Annotated in this window: 14 protein-coding genes; 9 read left to right on the top strand and 5 right to left on the bottom strand. The window is 43.8% G+C overall.

From position 1 onward, the window contains the following. Window positions 1-71: 71 nt before the first annotated feature. Together R7Q41_RS07780 and R7Q41_RS07775 are read right to left on the bottom strand one after the other, a co-directional pair. Window positions 72-1373: an anaerobic sulfatase maturase gene (locus tag R7Q41_RS07780; RefSeq protein ID WP_262664961.1), complete on the bottom strand. Its 1302-nt coding sequence runs from the start codon at window positions 1371-1373 to the stop codon at window positions 72-74. Window positions 1374-1479: 106 nt separating this feature from the next. Next, on the bottom strand, window positions 1480-3006 hold the full coding sequence (locus tag R7Q41_RS07775) for an arylsulfatase (RefSeq protein ID WP_017635363.1): 1527 nt from the start codon (window positions 3004-3006) through the stop codon (window positions 1480-1482). 141 nt (window positions 3007-3147) lie between these two features. Here R7Q41_RS07775 and R7Q41_RS07770 point away from each other — a divergent pair, with 141 nt between their 5' ends. Then, complete coding sequence (locus R7Q41_RS07770; RefSeq protein WP_005376559.1) at window positions 3148-4005, top strand: LysR family transcriptional regulator; 858 nt, start codon at window positions 3148-3150, stop codon at window positions 4003-4005. 135 nt (window positions 4006-4140) lie between these two features. On the opposite strand, the gene R7Q41_RS07765 is transcribed toward R7Q41_RS07770, so the two are convergent. After that, window positions 4141-5688 (bottom strand): arylsulfatase, encoded by a 1548-nt coding sequence (locus tag R7Q41_RS07765; protein ID WP_318144448.1) that lies wholly within the window; start codon window positions 5686-5688, stop codon window positions 4141-4143. Window positions 5689-5994: 306 nt separating this feature from the next. On the opposite strand from R7Q41_RS07765, the gene R7Q41_RS07760 reads away from it, so the two are divergent. From R7Q41_RS07760 to R7Q41_RS07750, 3 genes are all read left to right on the top strand, one after another. Continuing rightward, window positions 5995-6381 (top strand): winged helix-turn-helix domain-containing protein, encoded by a 387-nt coding sequence (locus R7Q41_RS07760; RefSeq protein ID WP_005376561.1) that lies wholly within the window; start codon window positions 5995-5997, stop codon window positions 6379-6381. 80 nt (window positions 6382-6461) lie between these two features. Continuing rightward, window positions 6462-8816 (top strand): fatty acid cis/trans isomerase, encoded by a 2355-nt coding sequence (locus R7Q41_RS07755; RefSeq protein WP_054576046.1) that lies wholly within the window; start codon window positions 6462-6464, stop codon window positions 8814-8816. Window positions 8817-8835: 19 nt separating this feature from the next. Beyond that, window positions 8836-9027, top strand: coding sequence for a hypothetical protein (locus tag R7Q41_RS07750; RefSeq protein ID WP_005376565.1), 192 nt, complete (start codon window positions 8836-8838; stop codon window positions 9025-9027). Between the two features lie 50 nt (window positions 9028-9077). On the opposite strand, the gene torS is transcribed toward R7Q41_RS07750, so the two are convergent. Continuing rightward, window positions 9078-12041, bottom strand: coding sequence for a TMAO reductase system sensor histidine kinase/response regulator TorS (gene torS, locus R7Q41_RS07745; protein ID WP_318097159.1), 2964 nt, complete (start codon window positions 12039-12041; stop codon window positions 9078-9080). Between the two features lie 43 nt (window positions 12042-12084). Between torS and torT the strand changes: the two genes are divergently transcribed. Both torT and R7Q41_RS07735 read left to right on the top strand, forming a co-directional pair. Then, window positions 12085-13134: a TMAO reductase system periplasmic protein TorT gene (gene torT / locus R7Q41_RS07740; protein WP_081051359.1), complete on the top strand. Its 1050-nt coding sequence runs from the start codon at window positions 12085-12087 to the stop codon at window positions 13132-13134. Between the two features lie 64 nt (window positions 13135-13198). Further along, a complete protein-coding gene (locus R7Q41_RS07735) occupies window positions 13199-13654 on the top strand; it encodes a methylglyoxal synthase (protein WP_005376571.1) in 456 nt (151 codons plus the stop codon). 77 nt (window positions 13655-13731) lie between these two features. Here the strand turns inward: R7Q41_RS07735 and helD are convergent, their stop codons facing one another. Next, a complete protein-coding gene (helD, locus tag R7Q41_RS07730; RefSeq protein ID WP_005376572.1) occupies window positions 13732-15801 on the bottom strand; it encodes a DNA helicase IV in 2070 nt (689 codons plus the stop codon). Between the two features lie 324 nt (window positions 15802-16125). On the opposite strand from helD, the gene yccS reads away from it, so the two are divergent. From yccS to R7Q41_RS07715, 3 genes are all read left to right on the top strand, one after another. Further along, the gene (yccS, locus tag R7Q41_RS07725; RefSeq protein WP_042520714.1) at window positions 16126-18279 is read left to right on the top strand and encodes a YccS family putative transporter; all 2154 of its coding nucleotides are present in this window, start codon (window positions 16126-16128) and stop codon (window positions 18277-18279) included. Between the two features lie 189 nt (window positions 18280-18468). Continuing rightward, complete coding sequence (locus tag R7Q41_RS07720) at window positions 18469-18699, top strand: hypothetical protein (RefSeq protein ID WP_005376575.1); 231 nt, start codon at window positions 18469-18471, stop codon at window positions 18697-18699. An 80-nt stretch (window positions 18700-18779) separates the two neighbouring features. Then, window positions 18780-19082: a hypothetical protein gene (locus tag R7Q41_RS07715; RefSeq protein ID WP_318109255.1), complete on the top strand. Its 303-nt coding sequence runs from the start codon at window positions 18780-18782 to the stop codon at window positions 19080-19082. Window positions 19083-19138 lie beyond the last annotated feature (56 nt).

The following is a 19138-nucleotide window of genomic DNA, read 5'->3' as shown; positions in this document are numbered from 1 at the left end:
ATGGTTTAAGCCGTCTTTTCGATAGTTAAGTATAAGAACAAATGAAATAACTTAAGGTTATATTCACTATGTTATCTTTGCGGTTCTTGAGATTGGAGAAGTTGTGCAAGACCAACCAACATCGGTAACGCATAATCAAAGAACATTTTGATTCCCGAACACAAATAGTTTAGACCACTCTCACCATTCGGCGTTTTGATCAAACGGTTTTTTGGGCACTCACCCCAACAATAAGGCAAGTAAGGGCATTGCTTACAATACGTCGGCAATGAATCGCGTTTTGCCATGCCAAAAGTATATTGTCTTGTAGAGAAGGCCATTTCATTCAGTGAGTGTTCATGAATGTTGGCGAGTTTGTATTCTGGATACACATAGTGGTCGCAACTGAACACGTCGCCATTGTGCTCAATCGCCAACCCTTTGCCACAAAACTCCGCCGTCACGCAAAGCTGAGACGGTTTCCCCATTACTTGCGCCACCGCGGTTTCAAACAGATTAACCAGCACACGGCCAAGATCGTTATTCACCCACTCTTCAAAGGTCGCCATTAAAAAGCGTCCCCAGTCTTCAGGATCGACTGACCAATCCGTTACAATCGACATTGGATGCCCCGGTTTAGCCAGATCACTGCCTTTGGTTGGGATCATCTGTTCGTTCCAAAACTGCGGCGCGGTTGTTTGGAAGTTGTTGGCTTCTACCACCGGCGCAAACTGAATATAAGTCACACCCAATTCTTGGGTTAAAAATCGATATACTTCGAGCGGGTATTTCGCATTGTGACGATTCACCGTGACCAACGCGTTGAATTTCACGCCATGCGCTTTGAGCTTATCTACCGCTTTCATCACGAGATCAAACGTTGGCTTACCGCTGCGGGCTTTGCGATATTTGTCGTGCAGCTCTCGTGGTCCATCAATCGACAAGCCAACTAGGAAGTTGTGCTCTTTTAAAAACGCACACCACTCATCGTTTAGCAAAATGCCGTTGGTCTGAAGGTCGTTTTCAATGCGAACGCCTTTCGGCTGATATTTCTTTTGCAAAGCTACGACATTGCGGAAATAGTCCAACCCAAGCAGCGTCGGTTCCCCGCCCTGCCATGAGAATACAATTTCTTCGCCATCCTGACTTTCGATATAGCTTTTCACGAACGCTTCCAGTGTTGCGTCGTCCATTTTTGGCTGCTTTTCTTGGTGCAGTAGATTTTCTTTATGCAGATAAAAGCAGTACTGACAATCGATGTTGCACTTTGCTCCGCCTGGCTTTGCCATCACATGGAATCGACGGTCATACGCGCCCGAAACTGGTGCTTTAGAAGCCGTTTTAAGAGGAACAATAGGCATGGTAGTAGAATGGCGAGGGGAAATCTTACTCATACGTTTCTCACTATTACATATACCCAAATAACCTCGTGAGCGCTGTACAGCAAAAGTGAAGCTATTTGGGTATATAGCGCTCCAAAAAGCGCTATATAATCTTAATTTACTTAGAAGACTTAGGTACGAACGAACCTGCTTCCATACGAGGCGGGAATTCTTTGAATGTACCCATCACCTCTTTCACTGTATCCATTGCTGGCATCATTAAGAATGAACGCTCGTACATCCAACGAGAATAACCCATGCCTTGATCGCCTCGTTCAAATGGATCAATGCTCAAGTCAAAGATCAGTGGCACACGAAGTTTAGTGAACGGCTTACGCCATACATCCATACCCGTTTCATTCTCTTGAATCATAAAGTGGAACTTGTACTTTCCTTGGCGCAATGCCACAAGATCGCCGTCGTCGCTCCAGTAAACGAACTCATTTCGTGCGGATTTGTCTGACTTACCCGTTAAATATGGCAGTTGGTTGTAACCGTCTAGGTGAACTTTGTAGTCCATATCGCCAACTTTTTTGCCTTTTAGCAGTTCGTCTTTAACTTTGGTATCACCTGCCGCAGCAACTAGTGTCGGGAAAAAGTCCTCTAATGACATCATGCCGTTGAATGTTTTACCTGCCTCAATTTTTCCAGGCCATTTAATCAACATTGGCACACGGAAACTCCCTTCCCAGCCAGTGTTTTTCTCTGAGCGGAACGGTGTCATCCCTGCATCCGGCCACAAATCAACCATAGGGCCGTTGTCAGTGGTGTAAACAATGATTGTATTGTCATCCACACCTAACTCTTTGATCTTGTTAAGTAGCTGACCGATTTGGTCATCGTGCTGCTTAACACCATCCGCGTAGAAACCGGCACCTGTTTTACCTTGGTATTCTTCAGGAACATGTGTGAAGTTGTGCATGCGAGTGGTGTTAAACCAAGTAAAGAACGGCTTGTCCGCTTTTACTTGCTTTTCTATGAAGCTCTCTGCGGCATCAAGAAACTCACCATCAACATTTTCCATACGCTTACGCGTAAGTGGACCGGTATCTTCGATTTTGCCGTCAGCGTAAGAATGGATAACGCCACGAGGACCAAATTTCTTCTTGAACTCCGGATCTTTAGGGTAATCCACGTTCTCTGGCTCTTCTTCTGCGTTCAAGTGGTATAGGTTGCCGAAGAATTCATCAAAACCGTGGTTGGTAGGAAGATGCTCGTCTCGGTCACCTAAATGGTTCTTACCAAATTGTCCGGTTGCGTAACCCATTTGCTTAAGCACGGTTGCAATCGTCGGATCTTTTTCCGAGATACCTTCCGGAGCGCCTGGTAAGCCCACTTTTGATAGACCTGTACGTTTTGGCATTTGACCAGTGATGAATGCAGAACGGCCTGCTGTCGAGCTTTGCTGTGCGTAGAAGTTAGTGAACTTCGCACCCTCTTTAGCAATGCTATCGATGTTTGGCGTGTTGTACGCCATCATGCCTTGGTTGTAGGTACTAAGGTTCCAGTAACCAACATCATCACCAAAGATGACAAGAATGTTGGGTTTGTCCGCTGCATGTGCAACTGCAGATGCAGCGCCCAAAGCTAACGTACATGCGTTAAGTACGAGTTTTTTACTGCTCGTTTTGGTCGCATTTTTCATATTATCTCCAAGAGTTCGCTAGTGCGTAAAAAATGGTATTCGCTTTTCAATACCATTGTTGATATAAGATAAAGCACTAATTTCAGGCGATAAATGCAGTCAAAATTAGTTAACCTATAAATTAAATTTATGAGTGACGTTATGGACTTGAATTTGATCCAAACTTTTCTTGTTGTTGCGGAGTTTCAATCTTATACAAAAGCCGCGGAACAATTAGGGCTTACACAACCTGCTGTGAGCGCTGCAATAAAGCGTTTAGAGCAAGTCGTAGATAAGCAATTATTCGTTAAAAAAGGACGAGGTATCGCACTAACCTCCACCGCTTATCAATTACTGCCGCAATTCCAGCAAGCGGTTAGTATTATTGACAATGCGATATCTGATAGAAATCATTTTGAAGTGTGTTGTTCGGAAATTTTGTTGCACATTATGGACCCGATAAAGAACACTATTTTTTATGAATCACCACCCGAAAAATTCCTATTATTTGAGCTGTTAAGACAACAAAAAGTCGATCTAGTAATCGATACGGTGATCACGAAAGATGCAGCGTTTATTATTGAAGATGCCTATGAGGAAGAAGCCGTGGTTATCTGTCGTGAGAACCATCCCCGTGTACACGGCACGCTCACAAAAGAGCAATTTTATGAGGAAACTCACTGTTTATTTTCAGGAAAATGGAACAACATGTCGGGGTTCGAGCAACTAGCAAAGGAAACAATTCAAGAAAGAAAAGTCGACTTGATCACATCTTCGCTAGCGGGCATGGCGCTGTATGTCGCCCAAAGAGACAGTTTAGGGATCGTGTCTCAATCTTTTGCAAACAAGTGGAGCAAAGCGCTCAAACTTCAAATTTTGCCCTGCCCCATTTCGATACGCTCTATCCCTTACAAGTTCGTCTACCATAAGCGAGAGGTAAACAACCCAGCCCACATCGCTCTACGTGAAAAAATCAAAGCCAACTTAACGGCAGCCCACTACGAACCAATTTGTTTATAAATCTTGTCAATTGAAGCGTTAGGCGTTTTCGTCATCAAGCTTTCTACAAACCTTAATAGATAGAATTTTACAGATAAAAAAAGAGGCTCACTTTAATGAGCCTCTTTCTAGATGTGGAACTTCACTTAGCTTTTCTTACTTATTTGGGTTCTCTTTTAGTTTCTCCATCACTTGATCGAGCGAGAAGCTTGCTGCTTTTTGCCTTGGTGGAAACTCTTTAAACGTTTCAAGGAATCTGCCTACGTAAGCTTGCGCAGGAACAAGCATGTAAGCACGGTCTAGCATCCAATCGTAGTAAGTGTTAGAAGTGATATCAGCCACTTCGTAAGGATCCATACGCAAGTTGAAGATCTTAGGAACACGAAGTGTGGTGAATGGTTCAGCCCAAATACGCAACGTACCTTTTGCTCGTTGCTCCATAAAGACCAGCTTCCATTTGTTATAACGAAGTGCAGTTAAGTCTCCATCATCTGAGAAGTAAAAAATTTCTTCACGTGGGGCCTTATCCTCTTTACCAGTCAAATATGGTAGGAAGTTATAGCCGTCTAGGTGAACTTTGAATTTCTTACCATTCGCACTATAACCTTTGAGCAATTTCTCTTTGATATTGTCATCACCCGCGGCAGCAACGAACGTTGGCATCCAGTCCATGTGATGCATGATATCATTCGAAACAGAGCCAGCTTTAATTTTACCCGGCCAACGTACCATCGCAGGAACTCGGTACGCACCTTCCCAGTTGGTATTTTTCTCTCCACGGAATGGCGTTGTGCCTGCATCTGGCCACGAGTTCATGTGTGGGCCATTATCGGTGGAGTAAAAGACGATTGTGTTGTCTTTAATACCCAAATCATCCACTTTTTTCAGCAGCTGACCTACATGATTATCATGCTCGACCATACCATCTGCATACTCGCTGATGCCTGTTTTTCCAGAGTTCTCTTCTTTCACATGAGTACGGAAGTGCATACGAGTTGCGTTCCACCAGACAAAGAAAGGTTTTTCAGCCTTGACTGCACGATCCATAAAGTCGAGTGCCGCATCTAACGTCTCTTCATCCACGGTTTCCATGCGCTTGCGAGTTAGAGGTCCTGTATCCTCAATTTTGCCATCAGCGTACGAACGGATAACGCCGCGCGGACCGAACTTTTTACGAAACTCAGGATCTTTAGGATAATCGACGTTTTCTGGCTCCTCCTCGGCGTTCAAGTGATAAAGGTTGCCAAAAAATTCATCGAAGCCGTGATTAGTAGGAAGGTGCTCATCTTTATCACCTAAGTGGTTTTTACCAAATTGCCCTGTCATATAGCCCATCGGCTTCAGCATTTCGGCAATGGTTACGTCCTCTTCCTTCAAGCCAAGATCAGCACCTGGAAGCCCCACTTTACTCAAACCTGTTCTAAGAACGGTTTGGCCCGTAATGAAAGTAGAACGGCCCGCTGTACAAGATTGCTCACCGTAATAGTCAGTGAACATCATACCTTCTTTGGCGATACTGTCTATATTTGGTGTTTTGTACCCCATCAAGCCAAACGTGTAAGCACTGAGATTGGACTGGCCAATATCATCACCCCAAATGACGAGAATATTTGGTTTCTCTGCTGCGATACTGCTACTTGTCGCACCGATTAAAGCGGCGGCAAGAATCGCTAATCGGCGTTTAACGCCATATTTCGCTGTCATATAAACCTCTGTGTGTATTAGAAAAGTGCTTCCTGCAACAGAATGTATAGTTCACAAATGGCGGATAAGCGAATTTACTAAATGAGAATTCTTTCTATCTTTGCCTAACATTACACCGTTATTTGTAGCTAATACGCACTCCAATAGCACTTTAGTTCAGAGCGCCATCGCATCATTCATCACTACTGGTAATCTCAAGTATTAAGATTGTCTACGCATATCACAGTGCTCATAAAGTACCTGATTGCTTTTATATAAATATTAATGATAATACGTTTTACTACTATTAATAATTAAGGTACCCGTGTGCTTGACTCCAAGGTTTCAAATGGAAAAACTTCCCAATGCCAACACAACGGCGTTCACCATAATGATGAGGAGCTATTACTAGATAAGCGCACTCACTCTGTGGTACTCAATTACTTGCCAAACAAGAAATCTGTTCAGTTAACAAGCATTCAATTTAAGCTGCTGCAAACTCTCACTCACCATCAAGATCAAGTGCTTAGTAAGCATTTTCTTTACGAAACAGTACTAAAACGTGAATTTACTGAACATGATCGAGCACTCGATATGCACATGAGCAGAATGAGAAAGCGTCTAGTTCACGAAGGCGTTCCAACAGACAGAATTCAGACAGTCCACCGCCAGGGTTACATTTTCAAGCGCTCAGACAATCAACAGAAAAATTAACGCTAATTGACCCAACTTTTGGTAATTGACCGCTTATTTTGCTTTAATTAATGCAAATTCTAATCACGTAAAATAACTCAATGAATTTGCGCTTAATTTTTACACTTTGCATTGCTACTTTGTTTGCCGGCTGTGCAACCTATGCTGGTCTTAACTATGACCAACTGTTTGGTCCACAGCTCGTGCGTGAACGCACAGTTGACGTGGAAACCCCTCAAGCAAACTTCTTCCAAAGCGAAGTTAAACCCATTATGGATAACCGCTGTGTCGTCTGCCACGCGTGCTACGATGCACCATGCCAACTTAAGCTCTCTTCTGTTGAGGGCATTGACCGTGGTGCGAGTAAAGCACTGGTATATGAAGGAACAAGACTCACAGCCGCAGCACCAACACGCTTATTCGAAGATGCAGAAACAACCCAAGAGTGGCGCGATGCGGGTTTTCATCCGGTTCTCAACGAACGTGATCAAAGCATGGCAGCCAACATTGATGCAGGACTTATCGCACGTTTGCTACAACAAAAAGAGCGCCACCCATTGCCTGACCAAGTCCAGTTAGAAGGCTTTGACTTTTCGATAGACCGAGAGCAAACCTGTCCGACGATTGAAGAATACGAGCAATACGAGAAGGATAACCCAACCTGGGGCATGCCTTTTGGTATGCCAAATCTATCAAACAGTGAATACCACACACTCATGACTTGGTTGGAAAACGGCGCAATAATGAACGTTCACCAACCTGTTAGTGAGAATGAGCAAGCGCAAATAGATAAGTACGAAACATTACTTAACCACTCTGATTTGAAAAATCAGCTGATGGCTAGGTATATATATGAGCATTTGTTTTTATCTCATCTCTACTTTTCAGAACTCGATGAAGATCCCCGATTCTTCACGCTCGTCCGCTCTGCTACACCACCAGGACAGCCCGTCAAACGTATTTCAACGCGTCGCCCGTACGATGATCCAGGGGTTGAACGTGTGTTTTATCGAATTATTCCAGAGCAAGGGACCATAGTAGATAAAACTCACATGCCATTCGCGGTAAACAAGCAACGCATAGAGAACTGGAAAACTTGGTTTATTGATGCTGATTACACGGTTAGCCAGCTACCGAGTTATGCACCAGAAGTTGCTGCAAACCCGATGACATCATTCATCGACCTTCCAGTGAAATCGCGCTTTAAGTTCATGCTAGATAATGCACAAAATACAATAATGGCATACATCAAAGGCCCAGTTTGTCGTGGCCAACTGGCATTGAATGTTATCAATGATCGCTTTTGGGTGTTTTTCCTTGATCCAGATAAAGCAGACATCCCAGAAGTAAATGAGTTTTACCGATCTCAGGCTGATAACCTAAAACTACCGGCAGAACAAGAAAGTAACACGCTACCTGTTACCAACTGGGTCAAGTACGCGCGCCAGCAAGCTCGCTACCTAGAGGCTAAATCTGAGTTCACTAATAACTGGTTTAAAGAAGGTGAAAACCTATCCACCGATGTAATTTGGGACGGTAATGGCACCAACCATAATGCGGCATTAACGATATTCCGCCATTTTGATAGTGCTTCTGTTGTTCAAGGGTTAGTTGGTGAGCAGCCTAAAACAGTGTGGATTCTTGACTACGCGTTACTAGAGCGTATCCACTATTTGCTTGTTGCTGGGTTTGACGTTTACGGTAACTTCGGCCATCAGCTCATGACACGAATGTTTATGGACTTCTTGCGTCTAGAAGGCGAAAGTAACTTTATCTCGTTGTTACCCGCCGATATGCGCCATGAACTGCAATCTAGCTGGTATAAAGATCAAAGCCCGCAGTTGAGTGACTTTTTACAACGAAATGTGAAGCCGTTTAACCAACCAACCAGCGTTCAGTATAAGAGTGACGATCCAAAAACGGAGTTGGTGGAGTTGTTGAGCGAACATGTTTCAGATGTGCTTCTGCCTCGCTACGAAATTCAAGACACGGCTCTTTCTGCGAGTAGTGAAAAGCAACTAAAACGTATTGACCACGTTCGTGGTGAAGGCCTAAAAACCGTTCCGCAAATCACTATGCTTATGGTGAGAAGTCAATCAGGGGAAGATGAACTGTTCACCTTACTTCACAACAATGCACACACAAACATCTCTAGCTTGTTTGATGAAGAAAGTAACCGTGACTTTGCTAACGATGATATGACCATTGTACGCGGCGTTGTGGGAAGCTACCCTGCGGCATTTTTCTCGATCAACGAAAACCAAGTAAAAGATTTTGTCGATCAATTTAGTGCCATCCAAAACGAGTCCGATTACGTTAAGTTATTGGATAATTTTGCGATTCGTAGAAGCTCAGAAAAATTCTGGTCATTTAGCGATCGTTTACATAATTGGTACCGTACAAAACAACCGATCGAATTTGGATTACTTGACTATAATCGTTTTGAGAATCGATGATGATTTAAAGGGGGTTCTCATGGGTATCCGAGATAACATTGCCGCTCTTGAACAACAGATTTACGTTGCTTGTTCTGAGGGAGACTACGAAACGGTCAATATGCTTGAGCATCAACTCGAATACTTGCGTGGCAAAGTGGAACATCCTTTTGATGATGACCCTTATGCCCTAGACACTCGATTCGAGTGGGAAGATGACATGACCGAATAGAAAAAACCTCCGGAAAGCCGGAGGTTTTTTTATTTTCAATGCTCGATGGATTACTTCGCCATTAACTCATCCAGAGCTTGAATTGATGCAGACACTTGAGAAACTAAATCATCTTTAGTCGCATTATAGGTATCTAGAGGTTGAGGCGCGGCTTCAATTGCTTGGCAAGCGTTCATTAGCGCAGTTAGTCCTAAACTTCCTGCACTGCCCTTTAATTTATGGGCAAGGTTCTTTACTTCTTTACTATCATTGTCCTCAGCAGACGCTTGCAGCTTGCTTAATACATCGGTGCTGGTGGCTCTAAACAGATTAATAATGTGCAACATCTTATCTCTGCCCAAGATTTTCATATCGGACTCAATCACGCTCGGATTAATGATAACCACATCGGGTTCCTTTGTTTTAGGTGCTTGAACGACCTTTGATTGTAGCTCTTGTTCTTGAGGCGAAATTTGATCAAACGGGGTACAGTCGGCATTTTGTGGCAACAACAACGGCTTTCCGTCTAGCGCATCCTGAATCAATGCCGCGAGTGCCTCTTTTGCTAATGGCTTAGGCAAGTATCCGTCAAAACCAGCGGCTAGATAGCGCTCAACTTCTTCCGCAAAAACGTGTGCAGACACTGCAATCATTGGCGTGACGGCAAGCGCTTTATTGGCCGGCTTATTACACTCAATCCGCTTTAAGCGTTGGATCAACTCAGTTCCATCACAATCAGGGAGGTTGATGTCGACCAAAGCGATATCAAAATCTTGTGTGCTGATCAGTTGCTCTGCTTGTGAGCCGTTTTCTGCCATCACGACTTGATGCCCCATGCTTTCTAGAAAGCCTTCCGCGACCACTCGGTTGACTTCATTATCTTCTACTAGCAAGACCTTTGCTTTCACTTTGCAACGTGCGGTTGCCACGGTTCCTGTTTCAACAGGTTCGCTTTCCTCTAACGGAATAGAGAACCAGAATCGGCTACCATTTCCCTCTTCGGAATCGACTTCTAAAACACCGCCCATCGCTTCAATGATTCGCTTACTGATGGCAAGTCCAAGCCCCGTGCCTCCAGTTTGGCTCATCCCACCTTCAGCTTGCGTGAAGGCATCAAACAACGTTCTCTGGTATTTTTTGGCAATTCCTATTCCAGTGTCTGATACTTCAAACAGGACTTGCGACTCGTCCTCAGGGTTCAGGCTAACGTAGATATCAATTTCTCCTTCGTCAGTGAACTTAATCGCGTTACCAACGAGATTGTTCAGCACCTGACTGATTCTGGTGACATCCCCTTTCCAGTAGCGACTAACATCACTTTCAATATGGTAGGAGAACAGCAGCTTCTTCTCTTGTGCTCGACTGTTCATTAACTGGAAAGTGTCCTCCACCATTTGGTGTAAATCAAAGCCCATGTGACGAATTTCTAAATGCCCCGCTTCAATCTTGGAGTAATCCAGTACATCATTAAGGATCGCGAGCAACGTTTTACCACTACGATTAATGATTTCCGCATAACGCTTTTGAATTGGGTTGAGGCCTGAGTCAATCAACAAGCGTGCTGTCCCCAACACTCCGTTCATTGGCGTTCTTATCTCATGGCTCATCGTCGCCAAGAATGCCGATTTTGCTCGGCTCGCTTGCTCTGCTTGCTTGCGAGCTTTAGCGTGATTCAAAACCTCTTCATTCAAACGGCGGTTTGCTTGTTTTAACTGCGAAGTGCGCTGCTCAACGAGCTCTTCTAAATGCTCTTTATGCTCCTCAAGCTCTCGCTTGGCTTGAGCTTCACCCTCTGCTACCACTTTTAGTGCTTGCGCGGTATTACGAGCCGTGATGATGGCCTGCCCCATATGCGCCAACTCATCTTTGCCTTTCACTTCCAACTCAACCGCTAAGTTACCCTGCGCCACAGACAGCAACGCAGCGGAATATTCAGCTAACCGCTTCACAACAGAAAGGTACACCACACGCCATAAAATCAGCACCAATACAATCAAACCAACAATTGAAATAACGGTTAAAGACCACTGAGCGAATTTCAGTGTGCTGGTCAATTGGTCTACAGCGACGGTAGTGGTTTTGTTTGAATCATCAACCAATTTGTTGACCGTGCCATTAAGCTCTGAGAACAACTCTAATGTCTTTTGCATCAGTTGTTGTGACTGTTCGTTATTCTCGTATTGCTGCATCAGTATAGAAAATACGACCTGACGCTTACCAAGCTCTATGAGCAGTTGGCTCATTTGCTTAGAGCGCGTAGGATCTTCCACAGCGAGTACACGGCGTTGCATGATTTTGAGGTTGCTATCGAAATCACTTTGAACCTGTTGAATTCGCTCAATATTCGTTAATGTCCGAGCCTCTTCAATCTGATTCAACATTTTAAAGGCCAACAAGTGCAGTTCATGTAATCGCTCAGTCAGATCAAGATCGACCTCCACCAGTGCATCTAGCGCCTGATAAACTTGCGATTTTTTATTCGATTCTAATAAGTCATAAATATGCGTGACGTTAGCAACAGCAATGGTGCTTGTATTCTGAACTTGCGTACGAGTTAGTTGTTCTAGCTCTTCACTGAGCAGACGCATTTCTTCAACACGAGTATCTATCTCTTTTGCAAGCCACAGCTTTTTTTCAACCGAAACACCGAGTTCTGCCAAATTGTCGATAACGTTCTGGACGTTATTCTCTAAAGCTTCTAACAATTGAGAATCGAACGACTCACTCCCGAGCTCCTTGATGTGAGTGAGTAAAGACTCGAGCTGTTCGAACAGCACTCGCCCTGACTCCTTTCTTTCCTGCTCGTTTCTTGCGTTCGACAACATTTGTACAGACGAAATAATACGAGTACTCAACTCAGAGACTTGCCTCGCCTCAATCATGGCGGGAATCGCAGAATCCACGACATTTCTTTCGGTTTTGGCAACCAAAGAAAATCCAGACACACCAATAAGTGCCGATAACATGACCAGTATTGCCATCGCAATGAAAGACAACAAAAGTTTACGACCGATGCTTGCAGTTGCTAGCAGCATATTTTCATGACCTTAATGTTCGTGTTCAGCGACATATTACGTTATATTTTGCAGTGTTTACTTAATCTATGCCAACGAACTTCATTTCATGGTTAAAAATCAACACGCATTTCGCACATTTTTCAAACATTCTGCAGCTACTTTAACCCTCGTTGCTTCTTTGCCAGCGGTTGCCGCAGAGAAAATATGTGCAATATACCCTCACCTAAAGGATTCATACTGGTTGTCAGTAAACTATGGAATGGTGTCCGAAGCGAAAAGAGAAGGTGTCGAGCTACGAGTTCTTGAAGCGGGCGGCTACCCAAACAAAACCCGTCAAGAACAACAACTCGCACTGTGTAACCAATGGGGAGCAGATGCAGTTATCCTTGGGACCGTGGACCCACAGGCTTACGAGCATTCACTTAAAAATTGGGTAGGGAATACTCCCGTTTTTGCTACTGTGAACCAACTCGACTTGGATGAAGAACAAAGTGAGTTGCTAAAAGGGACTGTCGGTGTTGACTGGCATTGGATGGGATACGAAGCGGGTCAATATTTGGCAGCTCGCCATCCAAAGGGGTCAGGAAAAACCAACATTGCCTTACTTTTGGGGCCGCGAACTCGTGGTGGTACGAAACCCGTTACTGCCGGATTCTATGAAGCGATACAAGGAAGTGATATCAACATTGTTGACTCATTTTGGGCAGACAACGACAAGGAGTTACAACGTAACCTAGTTCAACGTGTGATCGATATGGGAAATATAGATTACATTGTTGGCAGTGCAGTGGCGATTGAAGCGGCCATCAGTGAGCTGCGCAGTGCCGGCAAAGCTGAGGAGATCGGTCTAGTTTCTGTGTACTTAAGTCATGGTGTATATCGAGGCCTGTTACGTAACAAAGTGCTCTTCGCACCAACAGATAAAATGGTGCAGCAAGGTCGGCTTTCCATGATGCAAGCAACGCATTACTTAAGAGGTAAAACGTATGACAAACATGCCTCACCAACCATCAAACCACTGACTCCGAAGACGCTTCATGACGACACGATCGAAGAATCGTTATCTCCGTCAGAATATAGGCCGACATTCCGTGTTAAGGCTGTTGATTGAAAGACCAAAAACGTGTTCTATTGAGTCACAACAATTTTAAAATCATACAAACGGAAACATCTTGATGCAAAAAACCATTCGTACCATGCCAACCCATAAACATGTGGCTTTGGTTGCTCACGACAACTGCAAACCTGAGCTACTTCGCTGGGTAAAAGAAAACAAAGAAAAGCTACAGAGTCACTTCCTTTACGCAACTGGCACGACAGGACACATGCTAAGTAAAGAAACTGGACTTGCGATCAAGAGCATGATCAGTGGTCCGATGGGCGGTGATCAACAACTAGGCGCTCTTATTTCAGAAGGCAAAATCGACGTTCTCGTTTTCTTTTGGGATCCACTGAATGCCGTACCTCACGACCCAGACGTTAAAGCGCTTCTTCGTATTGCTAGTGTTTGGAATATTCCTGTAGCAACGAACCGAGCCACCGCTAAGTTCCTGTTTAACTCCCCTCTTCTTGAGCAAGAAGTAGACATCGAAGTGCCGGATTACGAAGCCTATCTTGCTGAGCGCATGTAAGCTTTGATGCTAACCAAATAAAGCAAAGGCGATACCAAGTATCGCCTTTACTGTTTTTAACATTCTAAACGTTGCATTTAACGAGAAGTCACGATGGGATAGTCACCATTAACGAGCTCTTGAACGAATGCAGATCCCGCACCAGTATGCGTAATCCAAACCTTCTCTTTCGCACGTGTAATCGCCACGTAAAATAGCCTGCGCTCTTCTGCGTAAGGGAATTTGTCTTTGGACTCCGTCAACGCACCATCAATGTGAATTTGCTTCTTCTTAGCGGGGAATTGCCCCTCATCCACAGAAAGAATAATCACAAAGTCAGCTTCGCGTCCTTTACTCGCATGGCAAGTCATAAAGCGAATATCGAGATTAGGGAAACGTCGCAACCAATCGTCGAACAAATCGGGCTTATGATAATGGTTACGTCCTAGCAATAAAACTGACTTGGTTTGCTTGGCTTGTTGATTCAAGTGGTCCAAGATCTTTTCCACTTGATTGCTCGGCGCGGTATGTACGCTCTTCTGCTTGCGTTGTTTGTGGCTGTTTAATGTTTTCGGCAACTGCGATGGGTTTTGCTGCACGAATGTATTCGCTACATCACCAATCTGATTGTTGAAACGATAAGTTGTATCTAAGTGATGGACGGTTGAGTGAGCAAAGCGTTCTTTAAAACCAGTGATAAGATCGACATCCGCTCCTGCAAACTGATAGATCGCTTGCCAATCGTCGCCAACAGCAAATAACGTGGCACCTGCTTGTTTCTGAGTGGATTCACACAGTGCTTCAATCAATGCCAGACGATCTGGAGAGATATCTTGATACTCATCGACCATAATAAAGCGCCATGGCGAGACAAACTTCCCTTTATTCACATAATCTGTCGCACGACTGATCATGGTTGGGAAATCCACTTGGTTGCTTTCTTTAAGCATTTTCTGCCACGCTGTAAAACATGGCCAGCATAAGGCGAGTTCACTATTTAAACGCGTATAGTCTTGGTGGTTTACGAGCTTTTCTTGTACTTGCTTTTTGGTCAAGCCCACCGCCGCTAAATGAGACAGCTGCGAATCTAGCCAAGCGATCAGTTTTGGATTTTCTGAATGGCTTCCTAACTCATCATCCCCTTTTAGGTACGCAATCGGCCATTTGTCTAAATGTTTTTGCCAACGTTTAAAGTTGGTGGGTGTCATCCAATGTTTTTTCAACCAGTCTACACACCATGCTGTTCGTTGATTTTCGTCCAACGCTAAAGGACTAATTTCGACAGGTTGCTGTTCGACTTGTTTAAGAATATACAAGCCCAACTGATGGAATGTGTTGACGCGCACACCGTCTGCCGCCATGCCCACTTTATCTACTAAGCGTTCTTTCATTTCAGTCGCCGCATCACGACCGAACGCTAACATGAGAAGCTCTTCTGCTTGAGCCTGATGGCTTTGCAACAAATATGCAACTCGTGCGGTTAAAACGCTGGTTTTGCCCGAGCCGGCACCAGCAAGAACTAAGTTGTGGTCGTCGTTGAGTAATACCGCATATTGCTGGGATAAATTCAAAGGAGAGGATTCAATTTGATTAAACAGCACTTCCCAATTTGGACGTTCTGCTTCTAGCCAATCGCGATTACGCTCACCAAGCGCCTCAGAGGTATCAATGAGCCAAGGCTCTATTTGCGACATACGATTCGGCATTCGCATTTTGGCTTCTTCTAGGGTGGTTTTCATCTCGCTTAACTCTTGGTTAAGACTTTCAACCCAGGAGACCACTTGAGAATGCGATAAGTAAGCAGGCAAGTGCTTTAGTTTGTAAAGCTCTTCTTCCCACTTAGGTAGATACTCAGCCAGTTTTCGGCACTGAGTGTTGTGCCACTCTTGATATTGACGAACGGCCTCAAGCGCGAACTTTCGGCATTGTGGCCACGGTAAACCTTGGACTAGCCAGCTTTGTTGTTTGCCTTCGTGTTCATGAGCAAAAAACTGTAAAGAGCTCCATAATAACCCACGCTTTACGCTAACTTTACCATTCCAGATCGTAAAAGGAATATGTTCTTCACTGCCTATCGAGCTTAATAAAACACTGTTCTCTTTTATTTCGACGTGATGGTACTCATTTTGAATAAAAAACTGTGCTTTGCTAGTGGCAGTAAGCTGCATGAAACGTGCGCCTTTTAGTTTAGAAGTTGTCGATTTATATCATTTTAAGGCGCTAAATTGTAGCAACGGCGAGCACCTAAGTAAGCTTCTTCTTCTATTCTTTAATAAAATTCACATTACTGTCGATTTAATAACCTAAAGCTGAGGTTATTTGAAGCTGGCTTTACAATCCTCAATACATGACCTGGCAGTTTTAATATAAGTCAATGACATCCCTGCTGATTTTATCAGCAACCACGAATTTTTCTTAAAGTAAATCATAAACGCGCTATAGTGGGTCTGGTAGTATTCCCCCTGTTCTTCATCGGAAACATAAGGCGCATTGTGCAAGCAACTTCTAAATTTCGGCTATATTGGGCAAACAAGACGATAAATTACAGCGTTCTTATCCTCATTACCTTACTGGGTGTGGTTATCCCAACTTGGTACTTCGAGCAAAACACGCTGATAACGCCATTAATATTAGGCGTTATTGCTGCTGCTTTGGCTGAAAGTGATGACAGTTTCACTGGACGCATCAAGGCTCTGATTCTCACCGTTCTCTGTTTTGCGCTTGCTGCTTTTTCAATTGAAATCTTGTTCGATACACCATGGGCTTTTGCGTTGGGATTATTTATCTCAACCTTCGGCTTCATCATTCTTGGGGCGATAGGTCCTAAGTACGCGAGTATTGCTTTTGGTTCGTTGCTGATCGCTATTTATACTATGCTTGGCGCACATGAAAGCACCAACATTTGGTTTCAGCCACTACTGCTTTTAACTGGTGCCGCCTGGTATTACTTCATGTCCATGATTTGGCAGATATTTTGGCCTCTTCAACCGGTGCAACAAAGCTTAGCCAATGTGTTCTTCCAAATGGCGAATTATCTTGATGCGAAAGCCAAGCTTTTTCACCCTGTGACCAACTTGACGCCACAACCGCTACGGATTGAAGCTGCAAAATGCAATGCTGCCACGGTTACGGCACTAAACGCTTGTAAAACCACATTACTTAACCGATCGAAACGGGGTCACATTGATGGGCCTAGTGACCGATTTTTAAATATTTATTTCATCGCTCAAGACATTCACGAACGAGTCAGTTCTAGCCATTATCGCTATCAGGATTTAGCGACCGAATTTGAACGTTCTGATGTGCTGTTTCGTTTTAAATATCTTTTGGAGTCTCAAGCCCAAGCGTGTCGTGATATTGCACTAGCCATTCAGCTAGGAAATGAATACTCCCATACCGATCAATCTATTCTGGCATTAGCTGAAGTACAAAACTCTCTTGCTTATCTAGAAGAACAAAAGCAAGGGCACTGGAAACGTCTTCTGATGCAGTTAACATATTTATTCAATAACTTAGCGACGGTAGAAAAACAGCTTAATAACATTAACAACCCAGATGTTGAAGGCCTCGAAGAAGATACCCTCGCCGATACCAACCCACACACGCTAAAAGCGATGTGGCAGCGTATATCAGCAAATTTACACAAAGATTCGATGCTGTTTCGGCATGCATTACGTATGTCAATTGCCTTAACGATTGGCTATGGAATCATTCAAATATTCAATATCGACCGAGGTTACTGGATACTCTTAACCACTTTATTCGTATGCCAACCGAACTACAGTGCCACTCGCCAAAAATTGACGGCGCGAGTAATAGGTACATTAGCTGGTTTGTTGATTGGTGTACCATTGCTGACTTTTTTCCCTTCTCAAGAAAGCCAGTTAGTATTTATCGTTATCTCTGGTGTGATGTTTTTCGCCTTCCGGATGAACAACTATGGGTACGCGACTGGTTTTATTACACTGCTCGTCCTCTTCTTATTTAATCAACTAGGTGAAGGTTACGCAGTTGTCCTTCCTCGACTAGCAGATACCCTCATCGGGTGTGTACTTGCAGTAGGAGCTGTATTAGTTATTTTGCCCGACTGGCAGTCGAGAAGGCTTCACAAAGTTATGTCGGATGCGATAGAGGCAAACAAGCAGTATCTCGATCAGATCATTGGTCAGTATAGAATCGGCAAGAAAGACAATTTGAGTTACCGTATCGCTCGCCGCCAGGCCCACAATAATGATGCCTCACTCTCTTCTGCGATTAGTACGATGCTGGCGGAGCCTGGCAAATATCGCGCAGCTGTTGATGAAAGTTTTCGCTTCCTAACGTTAAATCACGCAATGTTGAACTATATTTCTGCATTAGGCGCGCACAGAACTCGCATCGAAGATGAGTCAATTCATAAACTCGTTTTAGATGCTCACCGTTGTATTCATCAGCATCTGGATGTACTTCATAAACAGCTTCACCAGCATTGTGAGGAGTGTGACCTATCTAATATTGATGATGCTGGACTCGAGCAACGCTTAAACGAATGGCGCGATGAAGACGACAGCTCTGCCCGCATGGTATTGCAGCAACTTCATCTTATCTATCGCATGCTCCCAGAGCTTCATTCACTTGCTAGTAAGTTTGCCGTCAGGGTAAGCTAGTAACATTCAAACCATATGTAAGAGGGAAGCGCTATATCGCTTCCCTTTTTCTTTTTACGTTTCCATCTACCCCAAAGTGGGTAATTATGTACCTTCTTAGGAAAAATCTGACGTATCACTTAACACACCTTGACAATATTCGGACAAAAGGCAATCGATCAAATTCTAATCTATTTTGGTTGAATAAATATGTTGTATCCAAAGGATGAAGAATTTCGGGCAACGACGGATAAACCGAATCATGACGAAGGTATTGAGATGAACGCACAACAATTTAATGAACTTAAACAAAAGCTCAGTGATTTAACGGCAAGTCAGTTAAAGTCATTACAAGGTGAGATCAGCGTGAAACTAAATAAAGCGCAAAAACCGGTTCTATCTGGTGAAGAAAGAGAAATGCTTGCCAAACTGTTTGCCTAATCAAGTCATTGATATAAAACACTTGAACGTTTTATAAACTCCACCTATGCTCTCACTATCATAATGTTGGGAGTAGTGATATGCCTGTATCGGGAATTCAATCTGGACACCACATCGTTCAGATGTCACAACAAATGGCCGAGAAAGCTGCAGATAGCATTAGCAATAATGTAAGTAAGGTAAAAGAAGAGCTTTCTGATCACAACATCAATTTAGCTGCGGTTGCGGATGTCGCAATAACAGCCTCAACACCTAGCCTTCCCTCTCAAAAAGTTGAATCTCTCATCAACCTAGCACAAGCCGCTGGTTATAACCGAGTTGGCGCGTCTGTCATAGAGAAAAACAATGAAATCATTGGCAGCTTGCTAGACATCCACGTTTAGGCGATTTAACGTCAAATTATCGCTATTTTAACTTCCAACTATCACTATAACGTCGT

It is taken from the genome of Vibrio sp. 2096, from assembly GCF_033339595.1.
Classification (GTDB): domain Bacteria; phylum Pseudomonadota; class Gammaproteobacteria; order Enterobacterales; family Vibrionaceae; genus Vibrio; species Vibrio alginolyticus.
The sequence above is the reverse complement of the archived record's forward strand: the minus strand, read 5'-3'. Positions and strand labels throughout refer to the sequence as shown.